The organism is Pseudomonas citronellolis (assembly GCF_001586155.1).
Taxonomy (GTDB): domain Bacteria; phylum Pseudomonadota; class Gammaproteobacteria; order Pseudomonadales; family Pseudomonadaceae; genus Pseudomonas; species Pseudomonas citronellolis.
This window is the reverse complement of sequence record NZ_CP014158.1, coordinates 2,768,682-2,786,532: the sequence shown is the minus strand read 5'-3', so window position 1 is coordinate 2,786,532 and position 17,851 is coordinate 2,768,682. Positions and strand designations below refer to the sequence as shown.

The window sequence follows — 17,851 nt, the reverse complement described above, 5'->3', positions numbered from 1 at the left end:
TGCTCGCCATTCTGCCAGGAGCCCTTCCCATGCACAGACCAGAAGTCTTCGTCGTCAGCGCGGTGCGCACCGCCATCGGTACCTTCGGCGGCACCCTCAAGGACACCCCGCCCGCCCAGCTCGCCACCCTGGTCACCCAGGCCGCGCTGGCCCGCGCCAACTGCGACGCGCAGCGCGTCGAGCACGTGGTGTTCGGCCACGTCATCCCCACCACGCCCAAGGACGCCTACATCAGCCGCGTGGCGGCGCTGCAGGCGGGCATTCCCAAGGAGGCCCCGGCCTTCACCGTCAACCGCCTGTGCGGCTCGGGCCTGCAGGCCATCGTCAGCGCCGCCCAGGGCCTGATGCTGGGCGACTCGCGCATCGCCATCGCCGGCGGCGCCGAGTGCATGAGCCAGTCCGGCTACCTGGTACCCAGCGCCCGCTGGGGCGCACGCATGGGCGACGTGAAGATGCTCGACTACATGCTCGGCGCCCTGCAGGACCCGCTGCACGGCATCCACATGGGCATCACCGCCGAGAACATCGCCAAGCAGCACGGCATCACCCGCCAGGACCAGGACGCCCTGGCCCTGCAGAGCCAGCAGCGCGCCGCCCGCGCCATCGCCGAAGGGCGCTTCGCCGGGCAGATCGTGCCGGTGGAAATCCGCAGCCGCAAAGGCACCAGCCTATTCGAGGTGGACGAGCACGTGCGCGCCGAGGCCAGCCTCGAGCAACTGGCCAAGATGAAGCCGGCCTTCCTCGAAGACGGCAGCGTCACCGCCGGCAACGCCTCGGGCCTGAACGACGGCGCCAGCGCCCTGCTGCTGGCCAGTGCCGAGGCGGTGAAGAGCGAGAACCTGCAGCCTATCGCGCGGGTGGTGGCCTACGCCCACGCCGGCGTCGAGCCCACCCTGATGGGCCTCGGCCCGATCCCGGCCACCCGCCTGGCCCTGCAGCGCGCCGGCCTGAGCGTGGCCGACCTGGACGTGATCGAGTCCAACGAGGCCTTCGCCGCCCAGGCCTGCGCGGTCAGCCGCGAGCTGGGCTTCGACCCGCAGAAGGTCAACCCCAACGGCTCCGGCATCTCCCTGGGCCACCCCATCGGCGCCTCCGGCGCGATCATCGCCACCAAGGCCATCCACGAGCTGCAGCGCATCCAGGGCCGCTACGCACTGGCCACCATGTGCATCGGCGGCGGCCAGGGCATCGCCGTGATCTTCGAACGCGTCTGATCGGGCCGGCCGGCCCCGGAGGCGCCCAACCCACGAAACGGGCGCGCCGCGGCCGGCCGCCCTTTCGGCGCGCCTTCCCGGCAAGCAGCCCGATACGACGTACAGGTGCCCAGATGACCGCCTCCCCCGGCTCGCGTTTTGCGCGCAACCGCCCCAAGGCCCTGGAGCTCTTCGCCCGGCGCGGCTTCGCCCAGGTCAGCCTGCGCGAACTGGCGCGCCACCTGGAGCTGACCGCGGGCTCGCTCTACAGCCATTGCGCAAGCAAGGAAGAGCTGCTGCTGGAGTTCATCGAGGAACACTACCTGGCGCTGCTTTCGCTGTTCGACCAGCGCCGGCTACGCGGCTGCCCCAAGGCCGCCCTGCAGCGGGTGGTCGAGGGCCTGGTGGCGTTGTACGAAAGCAATCCCCTGCACTTCCAGCTGGCGACCCGCGACGCCGGCTGCCTCAACGACGAACAGCGCCAATGCGTCGAACGGCTGCGCCGGCAGCTCGGCCAGAAACTCGATGCGCAGCTGGGCGCCGCCGGCTACGCCAGCCCCGGCCAGGCCTGCCAGCCCACCCTGGAGCTGTTCGAGCACCTGCCCCTATGGCTGGCCCGCTACCCGCTGGACCAGCAGCAGCGCTGCGCCGCCCTGCTGCGCTCGCTGACCGCCGCGCTGGCGCCTGGCGCCTGAAGCGGCGGGGCCGGCACGGCGCCGGCCCCGCGGCGGCTCAGAAGCGCACGGCCACCCCGGCGGTGACGTTGAACGGATCGCCCGGGTAGAAGTTGGCCGAGTCCCGGCCCTTGGCGTCGTAGGCGGTGTTGGCCGCGGTGGCGTAGTGCTCGTTGGTCAGGTTGCGCAGGTCGAGGAACACCTCCCAGCGCCGGCCCGGCGCCTGGTAGCCCAGCTTGGCGCCCCACAGCGTGTACGAAGGCGCGCCCAGGCTGTTGGCGTAGTCCACATAGTAGCTGGAGGCCGCCCGCGCGTTGAGTTCGGCGTAGTAGCCGTCGTGCCGCTGGTAGTTCAGCTGCGCCTGGTACACCTGGCGCGGCAGGCTGGGCAGTTCGTTGTCGCCGAAGGTGCTGTCGCCGCGGTAGTGGAAGTCGTTCAGCGTCCAGGCCTGGCGCAGGTCCAGGCGGTCGCCGTTGGCGCCTTCCCAGAGCTGGATGCCCAGCCCCGCCTCGATGCCCTGGTGGATGGTCGGGCTGGCGTTGGCGTTGGCCACCAGTGCGTCCGCCGTGGCCGTGGCCTGGCGCACCACCACCGAGAGCAGTTCGTCCTTCACCCATGAGCGGTACAGCGTCAGGCTGCCGTCCACCACCCCGACGCTGCCGCGGATGCCCACCTCCAGGGTGTCGGCCTTCTGCGGGGTGAGCGGGCGGATGTAGGGCACGCCGGTGCTGCCCAGTTGCCAGGTCACCGGCGGGTCGATGGAGCGGCTGGCGTTGCCGAACAGCTGGACGTCCGGCGTCAGCTGGTAGCGCAGGCCGATGCGCGGCGCGGCGTACCACTTGTTGTAGCTGACCGCGCTGGGGAACTCGCTGGTGTTGGCGCTGGTGCTGTACTCGATGCTCACGTCGCGGTCGATGTTGATCGCCGAGAGCCCGCTCACCAGCCACAGGCGCGGGTCCAGCTGCAGCTCGTTGCCGAAGGCGAACACGGTATCCCGCGAGCCGGTGTAGTCGGTGTGCTGCAGCAGTTGGCCGGTGGCGCGGCTGCGGGACTTCACGTCGGCGAACTGCGAGCGGGTGCTGCTGAAGGTCAGGGTGGTGTCGCTGGGCAGGCCGAACAGGCGGTCCTGGCTGCGCAGGTAGCGCAGCGTCAGGTTGGTGTCGGTGGAGCGCCAGTCCTGCGGCGTGGCCGAGTAACGCCAGCCGTTGAGCAGCGGGTAGTCGTTGACGCTCAGGCCCACCTGCAGCCGCGAGTCGTCGTCGAAGCGGTAGGTGGTAGTGCTGCCGACCCAGGTGGAGCCATCCTTCTTGCGCCCGGTGGGCACCTTGTTGGAATTGGAGTCGTGCTTGATCTGCGCGCGGGTCAGGGTGTTGCCCTGGGTCAGCGTCTCCTTGCGGTAGCGCACGATCAGCCGGGTATCCAGGCGCTCGTTGAAGCGGTGGCCGAGGTTGGCCACCAGCTCCTGGCCCTTGTTCGGGGTGTCGTGCTGGTAGCCGTCGCGCTCGTTGTGGAAGATCGACACGTAGTAGTCGCTGTCGTCCACCACCCCGCCGGTGCTCAGTTGCTGCTTGCGGTAGCCGAAGCTGCCGGCCTCCAGGCGCAGGTAGTTGCCCGGCGCGGTGTAGCCGCTGTGGGTGACGAAGTTGATGGCGCCGCCCAGGCTGGTGGCCGCGTAGTCGAAGGCGTTGGCACCGTAGAGCACCTCGGTGTGATCGATGCCGTTCATGCTCAGGTAGTCTTCCTGGGTGCCGCCCGGGCCGGTGATGGGCAGGCCGTCGAACAGGTATCTGATGCCCAGCGCGTAGCCCTGGTAGAAGGTGTTCAGGCCCGAGCCGCGGATGGAGATCTTGTTCGCCCCGCTGCCGCTGGTGGCCTGGGCGAAAATCCCCGGCTGCAGCGCGAACACGTCCTCGGCGTTGGTCGCGCGGCCCTTCTCCACTTCCTTGTTGTCCACCACCACGGCCGCGCCGGGAACCTTCTTCAAGCGCTCCTCGGCCTTCTGCGCCTCGCTGCGGGCGGCGCCCTCCACCACCACGGTGGCCAGGCGGGTATCGCCGTCCTCCTGCTGGGCCGCCCACAGCGGGCCGCCGGCCAGGCACAGGCCGGCGCCGAGGCTCAGCAGCCGGCCCCCCAGGCCGGCGCGGGTTGTACGGGTTATAGGTTTTTTCAAATGCACGGCAAGGCTCCTTAGGTCCTCCAATGAGTGGGCGAGCCTCTATGCGCATAGTCGTGCTCGACAGCGCTTTCGCAGAATCCATGCCAAGCATTAATTCCTTATGAATCAATCAGTTGAGAAAAAGCACGCTGTACTCGAAGGAACATCTGTTGCCGCACTGTTGATCGCTTCACAACCCTCCGCCAACCGCCCGCTGCTCAGCCAGCAACAGCGAATCGACAAACTGCCCGCGCAGCAGCGCGGAATCGCGGCGCAACCCCGCTGAAACGGGCCTTCCAGGCCGGGCATGGCTTGTGCAACGCAGCCTGGGCGGCCGCTCCCGGAGCGCACGCCGCCCCGTCTTCCACCTGCAGAAGGCTGCCCACGCTTGAAGCCCAGACGAACACCCCCACAGCCCCTGGCCCTCGCCCTGCCCTTGCTGCTCGCCGCCGCGCTCGGCGGCTGCCGCGACGCGCAGGACCACCAGGCCCACAGCGACACCCCGGTCAGCGGCGGCACCCTGACCTACGCCACCGACCGCGAACCCATCTGCCTCGACCCCCACGTCGCCGGCGACATGCCCCAGGTGTTCCTCGGCCGGCAGTTCCTCGACTCGCTGGTGTCCATGGACGCACAAGGCCGCATCGGCCCCTGGCTGGCGAAAAGCTGGGAGGTCTCCGCCGACGGCCTGAGCTACACCTTCCACCTGCGCGACGACGTGCGCTTCAGCGACGGCACGCCGTTCGACGCCAACGCGGTGAAGGCCAACCTCGACCACATGGTCGACCCGCGCACCCAGTCCAGCACCGCCGGCGGCTACGTGCGCCAGTACCGCAGCACCGACGTGCCCGACGCGCACACCGCGGTGGTGCACCTGGCCACGCCCTACGCGGCCTTCCTCGAAGTGCTGGCCCAGGGCTTCCTCGGCATCCAGTCGCCCGCCGCGCTGCGCCGCCCGCGCGACGAGAACTGCGAAAGCCCGGTGGGCAGCGGCCCGTTCAAGGTGGTGCGCTGGGACCGGCAGAGCCAGGTGGTGCTGGAACGCAATCCCGACTACCACTGGGCGCCGCCCACCGCGGCGCACCAGGGGCCGGCGTACCTGGAACGCATCGTCTGGAAGTTCATCCAGGAGCCCTCGGTGCGCTTCGCCTCGCTGCAGGCCGGCGAGGTGGACGTGATCGAGAGCGTGCCGCCGGAATCCCACGCCGCCGCGCGGGCCAACCCGGAGGTGTCGCTGCTGGTCGCCCAGCGCCCCGGCAACCCCACCAACGGCACCCTCAACATGACCCGCGCGCCCTTCGACGACATCCGCGTGCGCGAGGCCTTCATCCGCTCGGCCGACATAGACGCGGCGCTGAAGAGCGTGTACTTCGGCGAATTCCCCCGCGCCGGCGGCCCGCTCAGCCCGGCCACGCCCTTCTACAGCGCGGACTTCGAGCACGCCCAGGACTACGACCCACTGCGCGCCGAGCAACTGCTCGACGCCGCCGGCTGGACCGGGCGCGACGCCGAGGGCTACCGCAGCCGCGGCGGCAAGCGCCTGCAGGTCCACGTGATCATGGGCAACCGCACGCCGCCCTCGGAGTTCAGCCTGTGGGAGCAGGTGCAGGCCACCGCCCGCCGCGCCGGCTTCGAGGTGATCATCGAGCAGATGAGCGACGTGCTCGCCCAGCAGCGCCAGGCCGACTGGGACTACGACATCCGCCTGGGCTACTGGAACACCAACACCCCGGACGTGCTACGGATCATCTTCGGCTCGGCCTTCCTGCGCCCGGCCGGGGTGCGCGGCTACCACCAGAACACCGCCGGCTTCGACGACCCGCGCTTCGACGCCCTGGTGGAACAGGCCCTGGCCACCCAGGACGGCGAGCGCCGCCGCGAGCTGTACCACCAGGCCCAGGCCCTCGCCTCCAGCCAGTACCTGCAGCTGACCACCTACCCGCAGAGCACCCGCCTGGGCATCTACAAGCGCGCCCACGGCGTGCGCCTGGAGCCGTCGCTGGCGGTCACCTCCCTCTACGACGCCTGGGTGAACCCATGAGCCAGACCCTTACCGCACCCGACCCGCGCCGCGAACGCCTGCTGCGCCTGGCCCGTCACGCCGCCTGGCGCCTGCTCGGCGGCCTGCTGGTGCTGTGGGCCGCCGCCAGCCTGACCTTCTTCGCCCTGCGCCTGATGCCCGGCGACCCGGTGCTGGCCATCCTCGGCGGCCCCAGCGGCAACCCCACCCCGGAAACCATCGCCGAGGCCACCCGCGAATACGGCCTGGACCGGCCGCTGGCGGTGCAGTACGCCATCCACCTGGGCCACCTGCTGCGCGGCGACCTCGGGGTGTCCTACTCGCAGCACCTGCCGGTGACGCGCATCCTCGCCGAGCAGACCGGCCCCACCCTGCAGCTGACCTTCGCCGCCCTGGCCCTGGCCTGGCTCATGGTGCTGGGCTGGACGCTGCTCAGCGCCGGCCGCCGCCACTGGTTCGGCGGCCTGGCCTCGCTGCTGGAGACCCTCGCCGCGGCGCTGCCGCAGTTCTGGCTGGCGATCCTGCTGCTGGCCGCCTTCGCCTTCGGCCTGCAGCTGTTCCCGCCGGCCGGCAGCGACGGCCTGCGCAGCCTGGCGCTGCCGGCCCTGGCGCTGGCAGTGCCGCTGGCCGGGTTCATCGGCCAGGTCACCCGCGAGGCCCTGGAGATCACCCTGGAGCAGCCCTTCATCCTCTCCGCGCGCACCCGCGGCCTCAGCGACCGCGCCGTACGCTACCGCCACGCCCTGCGCCACTCGGTGCTGCCGGCCATCTCGCTGTCGGGCTGGGCGCTGGGCGCGCTGCTCAGCGGCTCAGTGGTGGTGGAGGTGATCTTTTCCCGCAAGGGCCTGGGCCGCCAGCTGTTCCAGGCCGTGCAGAGCCAGGACCTGCCGCTGGTGCTGGGCATCACCCTGGTGGTCGCCGCCGGCTACGTGCTGGCCAACATCCTGGTCGACCTGCTCTACGAGTTGGTCGACCCCCGCCTGCAAAGGAGCGCCCCATGAGCGAACTGGCCCCGACCCTCGAACTGCCCCTGGCGCCGCGCCGGCAGGCCCGCGCGCTGCCCTGGCCGGCGCTGCTGGCGACGACCTTCCTCGCCGCACTGGTGGCCGCCGCGCTGTTCCCGCAGCTGTTCGCCCACGGCGACCCGCTGGCCATCCAGCCGCGCGAGGCGTTCAGCGCGCCGAGCTGGGCCCACTGGTTCGGCACCGACCAGTCCGGCCGCGACATCTACGCGCGGGTCATCTACGGCGCGCGCCAGTCGCTGACCATCGGCCTGGCCGCCACCGCCCTGGCGATGAGCATCGCCATCGGCCTGGGGCTCGCCGCGGGCCTGGCCGGCGGCGCCATGGACCGCGGCATCGGCTGGCTGCTGGAAGTGCTGTTCGCCTTCCCCAGCCTGATCCTCGCCCTGCTCTTCGTCGCCATCTTCGGCAGCGGCATCGGCCCGCTGATCATCGCCACCGGCATCGGCAGCGCGCCGGGCTACGCGCGCATGGTCCGCGGCCAGGTGCTGGCGGTGCGCCACGCCAGCTACATTGAGGCCGCCCGCGCCCTGGGCCACGGCCCATGGCGCACCATCGCCCGGCAGATACTGCCCAACGCCATGCGCCCGCTGATCGTTACCCTGACCATGGGCGTGGGCCACGCCATCGTCTGGGCCTCGGCGCTGAGCTTCCTCGGCCTGGGCGCGCGGCCGCCGGCGCCGGAATGGGGGACCATGCTGTCGATGGGCCGCGACTTCATCGTCAACGCCTGGTGGCTGACCTTCTTCCCCGGCCTGTTCATCGTCCTCACCACCCTGTCGACCACGGTCGCCGGGCGCTACCTGCAACAACGCCTGGAGGGCCGCCGCTGATGCCGCGCCAACCGCTGATAGTCGAAGACCTGTCCGTGCATTTCGGCGAGCACCGCGTGCTCGACCGCCTGTCCTTCACCCTGCAGCCGGGCCGCGCACTGGCGCTGGTGGGCGAATCCGGCTCGGGCAAGAGCGTGCTGGCGCGCAGCCTGGTGGGCCTGGCCGGCGCCGGCGCACAGGTGCAGGCGCGGCGCCTGGAATACGCCGGGCGCGACCTGCTGGCCCTGGACGAGCGGCGCTGGCGCGAACTGCGCGGCCGCGAGATCGGCTTCGTGCTGCAGGACGCCCTGGTGTCCCTGGACCCGCTACGCCCAGTGGGCCAGGAAATCCTCGAAGTGCTCGCCACCCACCGCTGGGGCGACCGCCACAGCCGCCAGCAGCGCGTGCTGGAGCTGCTGGAGAAGGTCGGCGTGCCGGAACCGGCATTGCGTGCCCGGCAACGCTCCGAACAACTCTCCGGCGGCCTGCGCCAACGCGCATTGATCGCCAGCGCCCTGGCCCTGGACCCGGGCCTGGTGATCGCCGACGAGCCGACCACCGCGCTGGACGCCACCGTGCAGGCGCAGATTCTCGGCGTGCTGCAGCAGGTGAAGGCGCGCGGCGACTCACTGCTGCTGATCAGCCACGACCTGGCGGTGGTCGCCCAGCTCGCCGACGAGGTGCTGGTGCTGCGCCACGGCGAGGTGGTGGAACAGGGGCCGATCGAACAGATTCTCCACGCGCCGCGCCACCCCTACACCCGCAGCCTGCTGGAAGCGATCCCCGCCAACCGCCCGCGCGGCACGCGGCTGACGCCCGGCGCGGCGCCCGCGGTGCGACGCGCGGAGGTCGCACAGCCACAGGTGCTGCTGGAAGCCCGCGGCCTCGGCAAGCGCTACCGCGGCCCCGACCAGCAATGGCGGCAGGTGCTCGACGACGTCAGCTTCCGCCTGCACGCCGGGCGCACCCTGGGCATCGTCGGCGAATCCGGCTCGGGCAAGAGCACCGCCGCGCGCATCGCCCTCGGCCTGCTGGAGCCGGACGCCGGCAGCGTGGCATTCGCCGGCCAGCCCTGGAATGCCGCCGCCGCGCAGCGCATCGCCGAGCGTGAACGGCGCCCGCGGCGGCGCGACATCAGCGTGATCTACCAGGACCCGCTGAGCTCCTTCGACCCGCGCTGGAGCGTCGGCCAGGTGCTCGACGACACCCTCCAGGCCGGCGGCCTGGAAGCCGCTCGGCGCCCGGCGCGCATCACCGAGCTGCTGCGCCAGGTGCGCCTGCCGGCGGAACTGGCGCAGCGCCGCCCGTTGCAACTCTCCGGTGGGCAGCGGCAGCGCGTGGCCATCGCCCGCGCCCTGGCCAGCCAGCCGAAGGTGATCATCTGCGACGAACCGGTGTCGGCGCTGGACGTCTCGGTGCAGGCCCAGGTGCTCGACCTGCTGGCCGACCTGCAGGACGAACTGGGCCTGGCCTACCTGTTCATCTCCCACGACCTGGGGGTGATCCGCCACCTCAGCGACGAAGTCCTGGTGATGCTGCAGGGCAAGGTGGTCGAGGCCGGCCCCACCGAGGCAGTGCTGCGGAACCCGCAGCATCCCTACACCCAACGCCTGCTGGCCTCGGTGCCGCAACTGCCGGCGGAGGGCCGACCGAAGGTGGCGCAACTGGCACCGGCCAGCGTCGACCTGGCACCGCCGTTCGAAGAGCGCTGGTTGTGGGGGTTGGCGGTTTGAGGGGGGCGCTGCTGTTGTAGGAGCGAGCTTGCTCGCGAACGGGGGTTTGCCGGTCGGAGGTGCCTGTCCTGAAGAGCACCCTCTCCCTAACCCTCTCCCTGAAGGGAGAGGGGACTGTCCTCTGCCAATCGCGGCATCAGCACACTCCTGCAACTTCCGGCTTAAGCCAGACCACCAGAGCACACCGAACGGCCCCCTCTCCCTTCAGGGAGAGGGCTGGGGAGAGGGTACGGAGTCAGCCTCCCACACCAGTCTCACCGGCTGACCCCGTCCGCGAGCAAGCCCGCTCCTACAAAAACCACCACAACTTTCCCCGCCCCCGCAATACAACTTCCCGCCACCCAACACCCCGTTATTTGCATATAACCCAAACACTGCGCACAAACCAACAGAACATCAGCACCTGCTGATCCAGCGCAAGCAGACAAAAACCCATAAAAACCACCAACACATTGATTTAAAAGGAATTAACCACTTGGCACGAGTCCTGCTCAAGTACAGACGGAGCATGACTATACGAATAGAAAGCCAATTACTTTATCTATTCCATGAGGATTCGAAGTTGGTGGTTAATTATTCTGGGGGTGAGTGGGGGAAACTTGCCGTGGCTATTCGCCGGGCAACATTCTGGTCGGCAAGTTTCGGTTCGGCGGTATTGCTGGTGGGGACCCAGGCAATGGCCGAAACCGCAGGCAGCGATGCCAGCGACAGCAATAAGGAAAACAGCGGTACCCGCCTGCAAACGGTAGTGGTGCAGGCGCAGAAGGAAACCCCAGTGGAAGCGGCGCGCAAACAGCTCGCCGAAGTGCCCGGCGGCACCAGCGTGGTGTCCAGCGAGGAAGTATCCCGGGGGCGCAACACCACCCTGGGCGACGTGCTCGCCTACCAGCCCGGCGTATTCGTGCAATCGGTCGGCGGCAACGACGCCCTGAAGATTTCCATTCGCGGCTCCGGGATCGTCAACACGCCCGGCTACTTCCGCGAAGGCATCAAGTTCATGTACGACGGCCTGCCCATCACCGGCGCCGGCGGTACGCCCTATGAGTTCCTCAACGCCATAGGCGTGGACCACACGGAAATCCTCCGTGGCGGCAACGCCTTCGACTATGGCGCCGTGGCCCTGGGTGGCGCGGTGAACTTCGTCACCCATACCGGCTACACCGCGCCCGGCGAGCGCATCCGCTACGAGACCGGCAGCTGGGGACTGCAGAAGACCGTGCTGAGCACCGGCGGCGTGCAGAGCGCGCTCGACTACTACGTCAACGTGGACAACTACCGCAGCCGGGGCTACCGCAGCGACTACAGCCTGTCCAAGAGCTCCGGCGCGGTGATCAACGTCGGCTACCGCTTCAGCCCACAGCTGGAGTCCCGCTTCCTGGTGCGCTACCGCGACGAATTCCACCAGGACCCCGGCGCCCTCACGCTGCCACAGCTCAAGCACGACTCGTCCCAGCCCGGCCCGACCAACCTGGCCAGCCGCGCCAGCGGCCGCCGTCCCGGGTCCGTGTGGCTGGGCAACAAGACCAACTACACCTTCGACGACGGCTCGAACGTCGAGGTGGGCCTGGGCTACTACGACTACCCCCACGCCAACAACAAGGACAACACCGTCGGCAACCCCGGCTTCTGGGATTGGCATGACCTGAACCTGACCCTGCGCTACGCGCGCACCGACTTCCTGGCCGGCCACGAGAGCCGCTCCAACGTCTCGCTGACCTCCACCGAACACATCCTCGGCCGGGTCAAAACCCTCAAGGGCAACAACCGCAGCCAGGTGGTGAACAAGAAGTCCTTCAAAGGCTCGGCGGACCGTACCGTTTCCCTGGGCAACGATCTGGAGCTGCTGGACCGCCTGTGGCTGACCACCGGCCTGTCCGCGGTCAACGTGCGGCGCAACGTGGAAATCCACTACAGCAACCAGACCAACGCGCCGGGGGAAACCAACTACAACAACTGGAGCCTGGCGCCGCGCATCGGCCTGCGCTACGAGCTGACCCCCGACCTGCAACTGTTCGGCAACTTCACCCGCTCGGTGGACGCGCCGCTGGACTGGCGCTACGCCAACAGCAAGGACCAGATCACCCCGCTGGTGGAGCAGAAGGCCAACACCCTGGAAGTCGGCATCAAGGGCCATTACGACCGCTTCGACGGCAGCCTGTCGCTGTACCGCTCCTGGGTGCGCGACGAACTGCTCACCGTGGTGGACGAGGCGGAAACCGCCAAGCAGGGCAGCATCGTCACCGCCACCTACAACAGCAGCACGCCGACCACCCACCAGGGCGTCGAGCTGGGGCTGGACACCCTGCTCTGGGGCAACCCCCAGGGCGAGAAAGTGGTGCTGCGCCAGGCCTACACCTACAACGACTTCCGCTACCGCGACGACCCGCGCCTGGGCGACAACCACCTGCCCGGCATCCCCGAGCACGTCTACCAGGCCAAGCTGGAATACCAGCACCCCTCCGGCTTCTACGGCGGCGTCAACGTGCAGTCGGTGGCGCGCACGGCGGTGGATTACACCAACACCCTGTATGCCCCCTCCTACACCATCTTCGGCGCGACCACCGGTTTCGAAGCACCGAGCAAGAAATGGCAGGTGTACCTGGACCTGAAGAACCTGGCGGACAAGGACTACGTGACCACCGTGTCCCCCGTCTACAACGCCGTAGGCAACAAGAACACCGCGAGCTTCTACCCCGGCGACGGCTTCGGCGTCTTCGCCGGCGTGGAGTTCAGGCTCTAGCCCCGAGGGGCGCGGATGCCAGGCCCCGCGCCCCGTTCCCTTGCCTACCCAGGAAGCCTTCCATGCAACCAATCCGAAGCGCCCAGCACTCCCGCCCCGGCATACGCCGGCTGGGCCTGGCGCTGTGCGCCCTGCTGGCCCTCGCCGGCTGCTCGGGGCCCGACGACCCGGCCGCCGGCAAGGCCGACGCCGCCGTGGCGCCGGCGCAGTCCGCCGCCCTCGACACCGGCACCCTCAAGGACGGCCAGCTCAGCTACCCCGCCGCGGACTTCCACGAGCAGGCCCCCGGCAAGCCCGGCGGCACGCTGCGCGCCAGCGCGGCGCTGGACACCTATTCCTTCGACATCCACGCCCTGTCCCACGGCAACGTGCAGTGGCTGGGGCGCATCCTCTACGACTGCCTGGTGTACCAGGACGAACAGGGCAAGGTCTCGCCCTGGCTGGCCAAATCCTGGGAGATTTCCGCGGACGGCCTGACCTACACCTTCCATCTGCGCGACGACGTCACCTTCAGCGACGGCAGCAAGTTCAACGCCGAGGCCGTGCGCGTCAACCTCGAACACATGCGCGACCCGGCCACCAAGTCGCCGCTGGCCGCGGCCTACATCGCGCCCTACCAGTCGGGCAAGGTGCTCGACGAGTACACCTTCCAGGCCACCCTGCGCGAGCCCTACTCGCCCTTCCTCGACGTGCTGGCGCAGTCCTGGCTGGGCATGATCTCGCCGAAGCAGATCCTCGAAGACCCGAAATCCATCGCCGCCCATCCGGTGGGCTCCGGGCCCTTCGTGCTGGAAAGCTACACCCGCGACCAGGGCGCCAGCTTCGTGCGCCGTGCCGGCTACCACTGGGCGCCGCCGGTGCTGCGCCACCAGGGCCCGGCCTACCTGGAGCGCCTGGAGCTGAGCTTCGTGCCCGAGGCGCTGATCCGCTACAGCTCGCTGGTCTCCGGGCAGTACGACTTCACCCTGGACGCGCCGACGCAGAACGCCCAGGCCATCCGCAAGGACCCGCAACTGGTGCTGCGCAGCCGCATCCGCAAGGGCAACCCGGTGCGCAGCCTGACCTTCAACGTCGAGCGCTTCCCCTTCGACGACGTGCGCGTGCGCAAGGCCCTGGCCCGCGCCATCGACCGCGAGGGCCTGGCCTGGATCAGCGGCTTCGGTGAATTCCAGGTCAAGGCCGACTTCCTCGCCGCCAACACCCGCTTCTACGACCCGGCCTGGCGCAACGCCCTGGGCTACGACGTGGCCGCGGCCAACGCCCTGCTCGACGAGGCCGGCTGGACCGCGCGCGACGCCGAGGGCTACCGCAGCCGCGACGGCAAGCGCCTGGCCGCCACCCTGCTGATGATCGACAGCCCGGCGCTGCCGGCCAACGTGGCGGTGGCCATGCAGGCCGACGCGAAGAAGATCGGCATCGACCTGGGCCTGCGCGTGCTGTCCCAGGCCCAGGTCAACGACCTGCGCTACGCCGGCGACTACCAGGCGCTGGTCGGCGGCTACTGGCACACCAACACCCCGGACGGGCTGTACATCCTCTACCACAGCAACTCCATCGCCACGCCGAAGCTGATCGGGCAGAACAGCGCGCGCCTGCGCGACGCCCAGTTGGACGACCTGCTCGCCCGCGCCCGCCGCAGCACCGACGCGGCCGAGCAGCAGCGCCTGTACAGCGCCGCCCAGCAACGCCTCACCGAAGTGGTGCCGGCGGTGCCGGTGTACGAAAGCCAGTTGACCATCGCCTACCGCCGCGACGTCAAGGGTGTGGTGTTCGACAGCTCGCACAACGTGCCCTTCTTCACCAGCGTCTGGCTGGACCGGGAGCCGCAACCATGAAAGCCCTGCGCCGCGTGTTCTGGCGTTTCCTCGGCGGCCTGGCGGTGCTCTGGGGCGCCGCCAGCCTGACCTTCGTCGCCCTCAACGTCAGCGGCGGCGACCCGGCCCTGGCCATCCTCGGCGGGCCGGACGCCATGCCCACCGCCGAGGCCATCGCCCAGGTGCGCCGCGACTACGGCCTGGACCAGCCGCTGCCGGTGCAGTACGCCCACTACCTGGGGCGCCTGGTCCAGGGCGACCTGGGCGAGTCGTACCGCCTGCGCATCCCGGTGGCACAGGCCATCGCCGGGCAGGTCGGCGCCACCGCCCAGCTGGCCCTGTGGGCGGCGCTGGCCGCGGTGCTGCTGGCGGTGAGCGCGGCGGTGCTGACCGCCAACCGCGCGCCCTGGGCCCGCGGCCTGGCCTCCGGCGGCGAGCTGCTGCTGTCGTCCATGCCCAGCTTCGTGCTCGGCATCCTCCTGCTGCTGGTGTTCTCCTTCCAGCTGCACTGGCTGCCGCCCACCGGCTCGCGCGGCTGGAAGAGCCTGGTGCTGCCGATCCTCACCCTGGCCCTGCCGGTGGCCGCGGTGCTGGCCCAGGTGCTGCGCCAGGAGCTGGAGGAAATCCTCGAACAGCCCTTCATCGCCATGGCCCGCGCCCGCGGCCTGTCCGAGGCCGGCGTGCGCCTGGGCCACGCCCTGCGCCATGCGCTGACGCCGCTGATCACCCTGTCCGGCTTCGTCTTCGCCGCGCTGCTGGGCGGCGCGGTGATCACCGAGAACCTGTTCGCCCGCCAGGGCATCGGCCGCCTGATGCTCAACGCGGTGAACGACAAGGACGTGCCCGTAGTGCTCGGCATCACCCTGCTGGCGGCGGCGATCTACGTGCTGGTGAACCTGGCCGTGGACCTGCTCAACGCCCTGGTCGACCCGCGGGTGAGCGAGGCATGAGCATGACCGCGAGCATCGCCCTGGCCCAGCTGCGCCAACTGTTCGACGCCCACCAGGCGCCGCCCCCTTCCATCGCCCGCCCCGAGGACACCGCGATGATCTTCCCCGACGACCTTCCCGCCGCCGCGAGTGCGCCGGCGCACCCCGACGACAACGCCCTGCTGCAACGCTTCGAAGCGGTGTTCCAGCGCATCGCCGCCGGCGCCATCGAGCGCGAGCAGCAGCGCGAGCTGGCCTACGAGCCGGTGGCCTGGCTGCGCGAGGCCGGCTTCGGCGCGCTGCGCATCCCCCTGGCCTACGGCGGCCTGGGCGCCAGCCTGCCGCAGCTGTTCCGCCTGGTCCGCCGCCTCGGCGAGGCCGACTCCAACCTGCCGCAGATCTTCCGCGCGCACTTCGGCTTCGTCGAAGGCCGCCTCAACGACGACGACGAAGCCAACCGCCAGCACTGGTTCCCGCGCATCGTCGGCGGCGAGCTGTTCGGCGCGGCCATGGCCGAGCGCAGCGAAGTCACCGGCAACAGCGTCACCCTTACCCGCGAGGACGACCACTGGCTGCTCGACGGCGAGAAGTACTACTGCACCGGCACCCTCTACGCCGACTGGATCGCCGTGTCGGCCAGCGACGGCGACGAGCACGTCGCCGTGGCTGTGGCCACCGACGCGCCCGGCGTCACCCGCCTGGACGACTGGGACGGCTTCGGCCAGCGCCTGACCGGCAGCGGCACCACCCGCTTCGACAAGGTCCGCGTCGAGGAACACCAGTTGTTCCGCCGCTTCAAGCTCGGCGAAGGGCGCAGCGACAGCTACATCACCGCCTTCTACCAGCAGGTGCACCTGGCCACCCTGGCCGGCATTGCCCGGGCGGTGCTGCGCGACGCCGTCGCCTTCGTCCAGGGCCGCACCCGCGCCTTCGGCATTCCTGGCCGCTCCGAGCCGCGCCAGGACCCGCTGGTGCAGCGCGTGGTGGGCCGCCTGGGCAGCCTGGCGTTCTCCGCCGAGGCGCTGGTGGAAGCCGTCTCGGCCACCCTCGAACGCACCTGGCAGGCGCACCGCGCAGGCCAAGCCAGCCGCGAGCTGTACGCCGAGGCCGACATCCACGCCTACCAGGCGCAGCAGATCGTCCTGCCCCAGGTGCTGGAGGCCGCCACCCTGCTCTTCGAGGTCGGCGGCGCCTCGGCCACCAGCAGCGGCCGCCGGCTCGACCGGCACTGGCGCAACGCCCGCACCCTGGCCTCGCACAACCCGGCGATTCTGCGCGAGGCCTACCTGGGCGACTACCACCTCAACGGCACCCTTCCCAGCGAGGCCTGGAGCGAGCGTTTCGCCGCCGCCAAGGCCGCGCAACAGCAAGCCCCTAGCACCGAGGAGACCCCGGCATGAGCAACGCACAGCGGCAAATGAGCATCGGCATGAACATCCTCGGCTTCGGCGCCCACGCCGCGGCCTGGCGCACCGGCGAGGCGCCGCCCACCGCCTACCTGGACGTGGGCTACTACCAGAACATCGCGCGCATCTCCGAGCGCGGCACCCTGGACGCCATCTTCCTCGCCGACGGCCCGGCCCTGGCCGGCGACGTCGGCCGCCAGCCGGCCGGGCGCCTGGAGCCCACCGTGCTGCTCACCGCGGTGGCCCTGGCCACCCAGCGCATCGGCGTGATCTCCACCGCCTCCAGCTCCTACAACGAACCCTTCAACCTGGCCCGGCGCATCGCCTCGGTCGACCACATCAGCGGCGGCCGCGCGGCCTGGAACGTGGTGACCAACGCCGGCGACGCCGCCGCGCAGAACTTCGGCCTGGCCGGCGCGCCGCTGCACGAGGACCGCTACGCCCGCGCCGAGGAGTTCGTCGACGTCACCCTCAAGCTGTGGGACAGCTGGGAAGACGGCGCCATCCTCGGCGACGCCGCCTCCGGGCGCTTCGCCGACCCGGCCCGGGTGCACGCCATCGACCACGTCGGCCGCTACTTCTCGGTCAAGGGCCCGCTCAACGTGCCGCGCTCGCCCCAGGGCCGCCCGGTGCTGTTCCAGGCCGGCTCCTCGGAGGGCGGCAAGGCCCTGGGCTCGCGCTTCGCCGACGCCATCTTCACCACCCAGACCACCCTCGCCGACGGCCAGGCCTTCTACCGCGAGATGAAGCAGCGCGCCCGCCAGTGGGGACGCAACCCCGAGCACCTGAAGATCATGCCCGGCCTGTCCACGGTGATCGGCAGCACCGAGGCCGAGGCCCTGGAGCGCTTCGAGCGGCTGAACGGCTACCTGGGCGAAGGCGGCCTGCTGCGGCAGATCGCCCAGCGCATCGGCATCGACGCCAGCGAGCTGGACCCGGACGCGCCGCTGCCCTGGCAGCGCATCGGCCCGGTCAACGAATTCGAGAAGGGCTCCCACGGCTTCCTCGAGGCCCAGCTGAACCTGGCCCGCGCCGAGAACCTCAGCGTGCGCCAGCTGTCGCGGCGCATCCTGGTCGGCCACCGGCTGCTGGTGGGCACCCCCGAGCAGGTCGCCGCCAGCCTGGAGGAATGGTTCCTCGCCGGCGCCGCCGACGGCTTCAACATCATGCCCGACAGCTTCCCCTCGGGCGTGGAGAGCTTCGTCGACGAAGTGGTGCCGCGCCTGCGCAAGCGCGGGCTGTTCCGCCACGAATACCAGGGCAGCACCCTGCGCGAACACCTCGGCCTGCCCTACCCGGCCAGCCGCTACGAACAACCCGCGGCCGCCTCGGCCTGAACCTGCGAGAGACCAC

General features: G+C 70.2%; 12 protein-coding genes. 11 read left to right on the top strand and 1 reads right to left on the bottom strand.

What is annotated here, in order from left to right:
* Window positions 1-29 precede the first annotated feature (29 nt).
* Both PcP3B5_RS12340 and PcP3B5_RS12335 read left to right on the top strand, forming a co-directional pair.
* Window positions 30-1,214, top strand: a complete 1,185-nt coding sequence (locus PcP3B5_RS12340) for an acetyl-CoA C-acyltransferase family protein (protein WP_043318908.1) — start codon at window positions 30-32, stop codon at window positions 1,212-1,214.
* A 113-nt stretch (window positions 1,215-1,327) separates the two neighbouring features.
* Complete coding sequence (locus PcP3B5_RS12335; RefSeq protein WP_009619641.1) at window positions 1,328-1,888, top strand: TetR/AcrR family transcriptional regulator; 561 nt, start codon at window positions 1,328-1,330, stop codon at window positions 1,886-1,888.
* A gap of 37 nt (window positions 1,889-1,925) precedes the next feature.
* Here PcP3B5_RS12335 and PcP3B5_RS12330 read toward each other — a convergent pair whose 3' ends face one another.
* Complete coding sequence (locus PcP3B5_RS12330; protein ID WP_082816297.1) at window positions 1,926-4,043, bottom strand: TonB-dependent receptor family protein; 2,118 nt, start codon at window positions 4,041-4,043, stop codon at window positions 1,926-1,928.
* A gap of 367 nt (window positions 4,044-4,410) precedes the next feature.
* Between PcP3B5_RS12330 and PcP3B5_RS12325 the strand changes: the two genes are divergently transcribed.
* The 9 genes from PcP3B5_RS12325 to PcP3B5_RS12285 all read left to right on the top strand — a co-directional run bounded on the left by PcP3B5_RS12325 (window position 4,411) and on the right by PcP3B5_RS12285 (window position 17,835).
* Window positions 4,411-6,063 (top strand): ABC transporter substrate-binding protein, encoded by a 1,653-nt coding sequence (locus PcP3B5_RS12325; RefSeq protein WP_203228547.1) that lies wholly within the window; start codon window positions 4,411-4,413, stop codon window positions 6,061-6,063.
* A complete protein-coding gene (locus PcP3B5_RS12320) occupies window positions 6,060-7,043 on the top strand; it encodes an ABC transporter permease (protein ID WP_061561389.1) in 984 nt (327 codons plus the stop codon). The genes PcP3B5_RS12325 and PcP3B5_RS12320 overlap by 4 nt, the downstream gene beginning before the upstream one ends.
* Window positions 7,040-7,897, top strand: coding sequence for an ABC transporter permease (locus tag PcP3B5_RS12315; RefSeq protein ID WP_061561388.1), 858 nt, complete (start codon window positions 7,040-7,042; stop codon window positions 7,895-7,897). The genes PcP3B5_RS12320 and PcP3B5_RS12315 overlap by 4 nt, the downstream gene beginning before the upstream one ends.
* Entirely contained in the window at window positions 7,897-9,609 is a 1,713-nt protein-coding gene (locus PcP3B5_RS12310) for a dipeptide ABC transporter ATP-binding protein (protein WP_061561387.1), read from the top strand. The genes PcP3B5_RS12315 and PcP3B5_RS12310 overlap by 1 nt, the downstream gene beginning before the upstream one ends.
* Window positions 9,610-10,285: 676 nt before the next feature.
* Complete coding sequence (locus tag PcP3B5_RS12305; RefSeq protein ID WP_237143085.1) at window positions 10,286-12,349, top strand: TonB-dependent receptor family protein; 2,064 nt, start codon at window positions 10,286-10,288, stop codon at window positions 12,347-12,349.
* A gap of 62 nt (window positions 12,350-12,411) precedes the next feature.
* Window positions 12,412-14,184 (top strand): ABC transporter substrate-binding protein, encoded by a 1,773-nt coding sequence (locus PcP3B5_RS12300; protein ID WP_061561386.1) that lies wholly within the window; start codon window positions 12,412-12,414, stop codon window positions 14,182-14,184.
* Window positions 14,181-15,113: an ABC transporter permease gene (locus tag PcP3B5_RS12295; protein WP_061561385.1), complete on the top strand. Its 933-nt coding sequence runs from the start codon at window positions 14,181-14,183 to the stop codon at window positions 15,111-15,113. Before PcP3B5_RS12300 ends, PcP3B5_RS12295 begins: the two co-directional genes overlap by 4 nt.
* A 2-nt stretch (window positions 15,114-15,115) precedes the next feature.
* The gene (locus tag PcP3B5_RS12290; protein ID WP_082816295.1) at window positions 15,116-16,492 is read left to right on the top strand and encodes an acyl-CoA dehydrogenase family protein; all 1,377 of its coding nucleotides are present in this window, start codon (window positions 15,116-15,118) and stop codon (window positions 16,490-16,492) included.
* Window positions 16,489-17,835, top strand: a complete 1,347-nt coding sequence (locus tag PcP3B5_RS12285) for an LLM class flavin-dependent oxidoreductase (protein WP_061561384.1) — start codon at window positions 16,489-16,491, stop codon at window positions 17,833-17,835. Before PcP3B5_RS12290 ends, PcP3B5_RS12285 begins: the two co-directional genes overlap by 4 nt.
* The last annotated feature ends 16 nt before the right edge of the window (window positions 17,836-17,851 follow it).

What these genes read in the sequence shown, in the direction of transcription:
- PcP3B5_RS12290 (WP_082816295.1), top strand. Translation starts at nt 15,116, where the DNA reads ATGACCGCGAGCATCGCCCTGGCCCAGCTGCGCCAACTGTTCGACGCC.
- PcP3B5_RS12300 (WP_061561386.1), top strand. Translation starts at nt 12,412, where the DNA reads ATGCAACCAATCCGAAGCGCCCAGCACTCCCGCCCCGGCATACGCCGG.
- PcP3B5_RS12295 (WP_061561385.1), top strand. Translation starts at nt 14,181, where the DNA reads ATGAAAGCCCTGCGCCGCGTGTTCTGGCGTTTCCTCGGCGGCCTGGCG.
- PcP3B5_RS12340 (WP_043318908.1), top strand. Translation starts at nt 30, where the DNA reads ATGCACAGACCAGAAGTCTTCGTCGTCAGCGCGGTGCGCACCGCCATC.
- PcP3B5_RS12305 (WP_237143085.1), top strand. Translation starts at nt 10,286, where the DNA reads ATGGCCGAAACCGCAGGCAGCGATGCCAGCGACAGCAATAAGGAAAAC.
- PcP3B5_RS12285 (WP_061561384.1), top strand. Translation starts at nt 16,489, where the DNA reads ATGAGCAACGCACAGCGGCAAATGAGCATCGGCATGAACATCCTCGGC.
- PcP3B5_RS12310 (WP_061561387.1), top strand. Translation starts at nt 7,897, where the DNA reads ATGCCGCGCCAACCGCTGATAGTCGAAGACCTGTCCGTGCATTTCGGC.
- PcP3B5_RS12315 (WP_061561388.1), top strand. Translation starts at nt 7,040, where the DNA reads ATGAGCGAACTGGCCCCGACCCTCGAACTGCCCCTGGCGCCGCGCCGG.
- PcP3B5_RS12335 (WP_009619641.1), top strand. Translation starts at nt 1,328, where the DNA reads ATGACCGCCTCCCCCGGCTCGCGTTTTGCGCGCAACCGCCCCAAGGCC.
- PcP3B5_RS12320 (WP_061561389.1), top strand. Translation starts at nt 6,060, where the DNA reads ATGAGCCAGACCCTTACCGCACCCGACCCGCGCCGCGAACGCCTGCTG.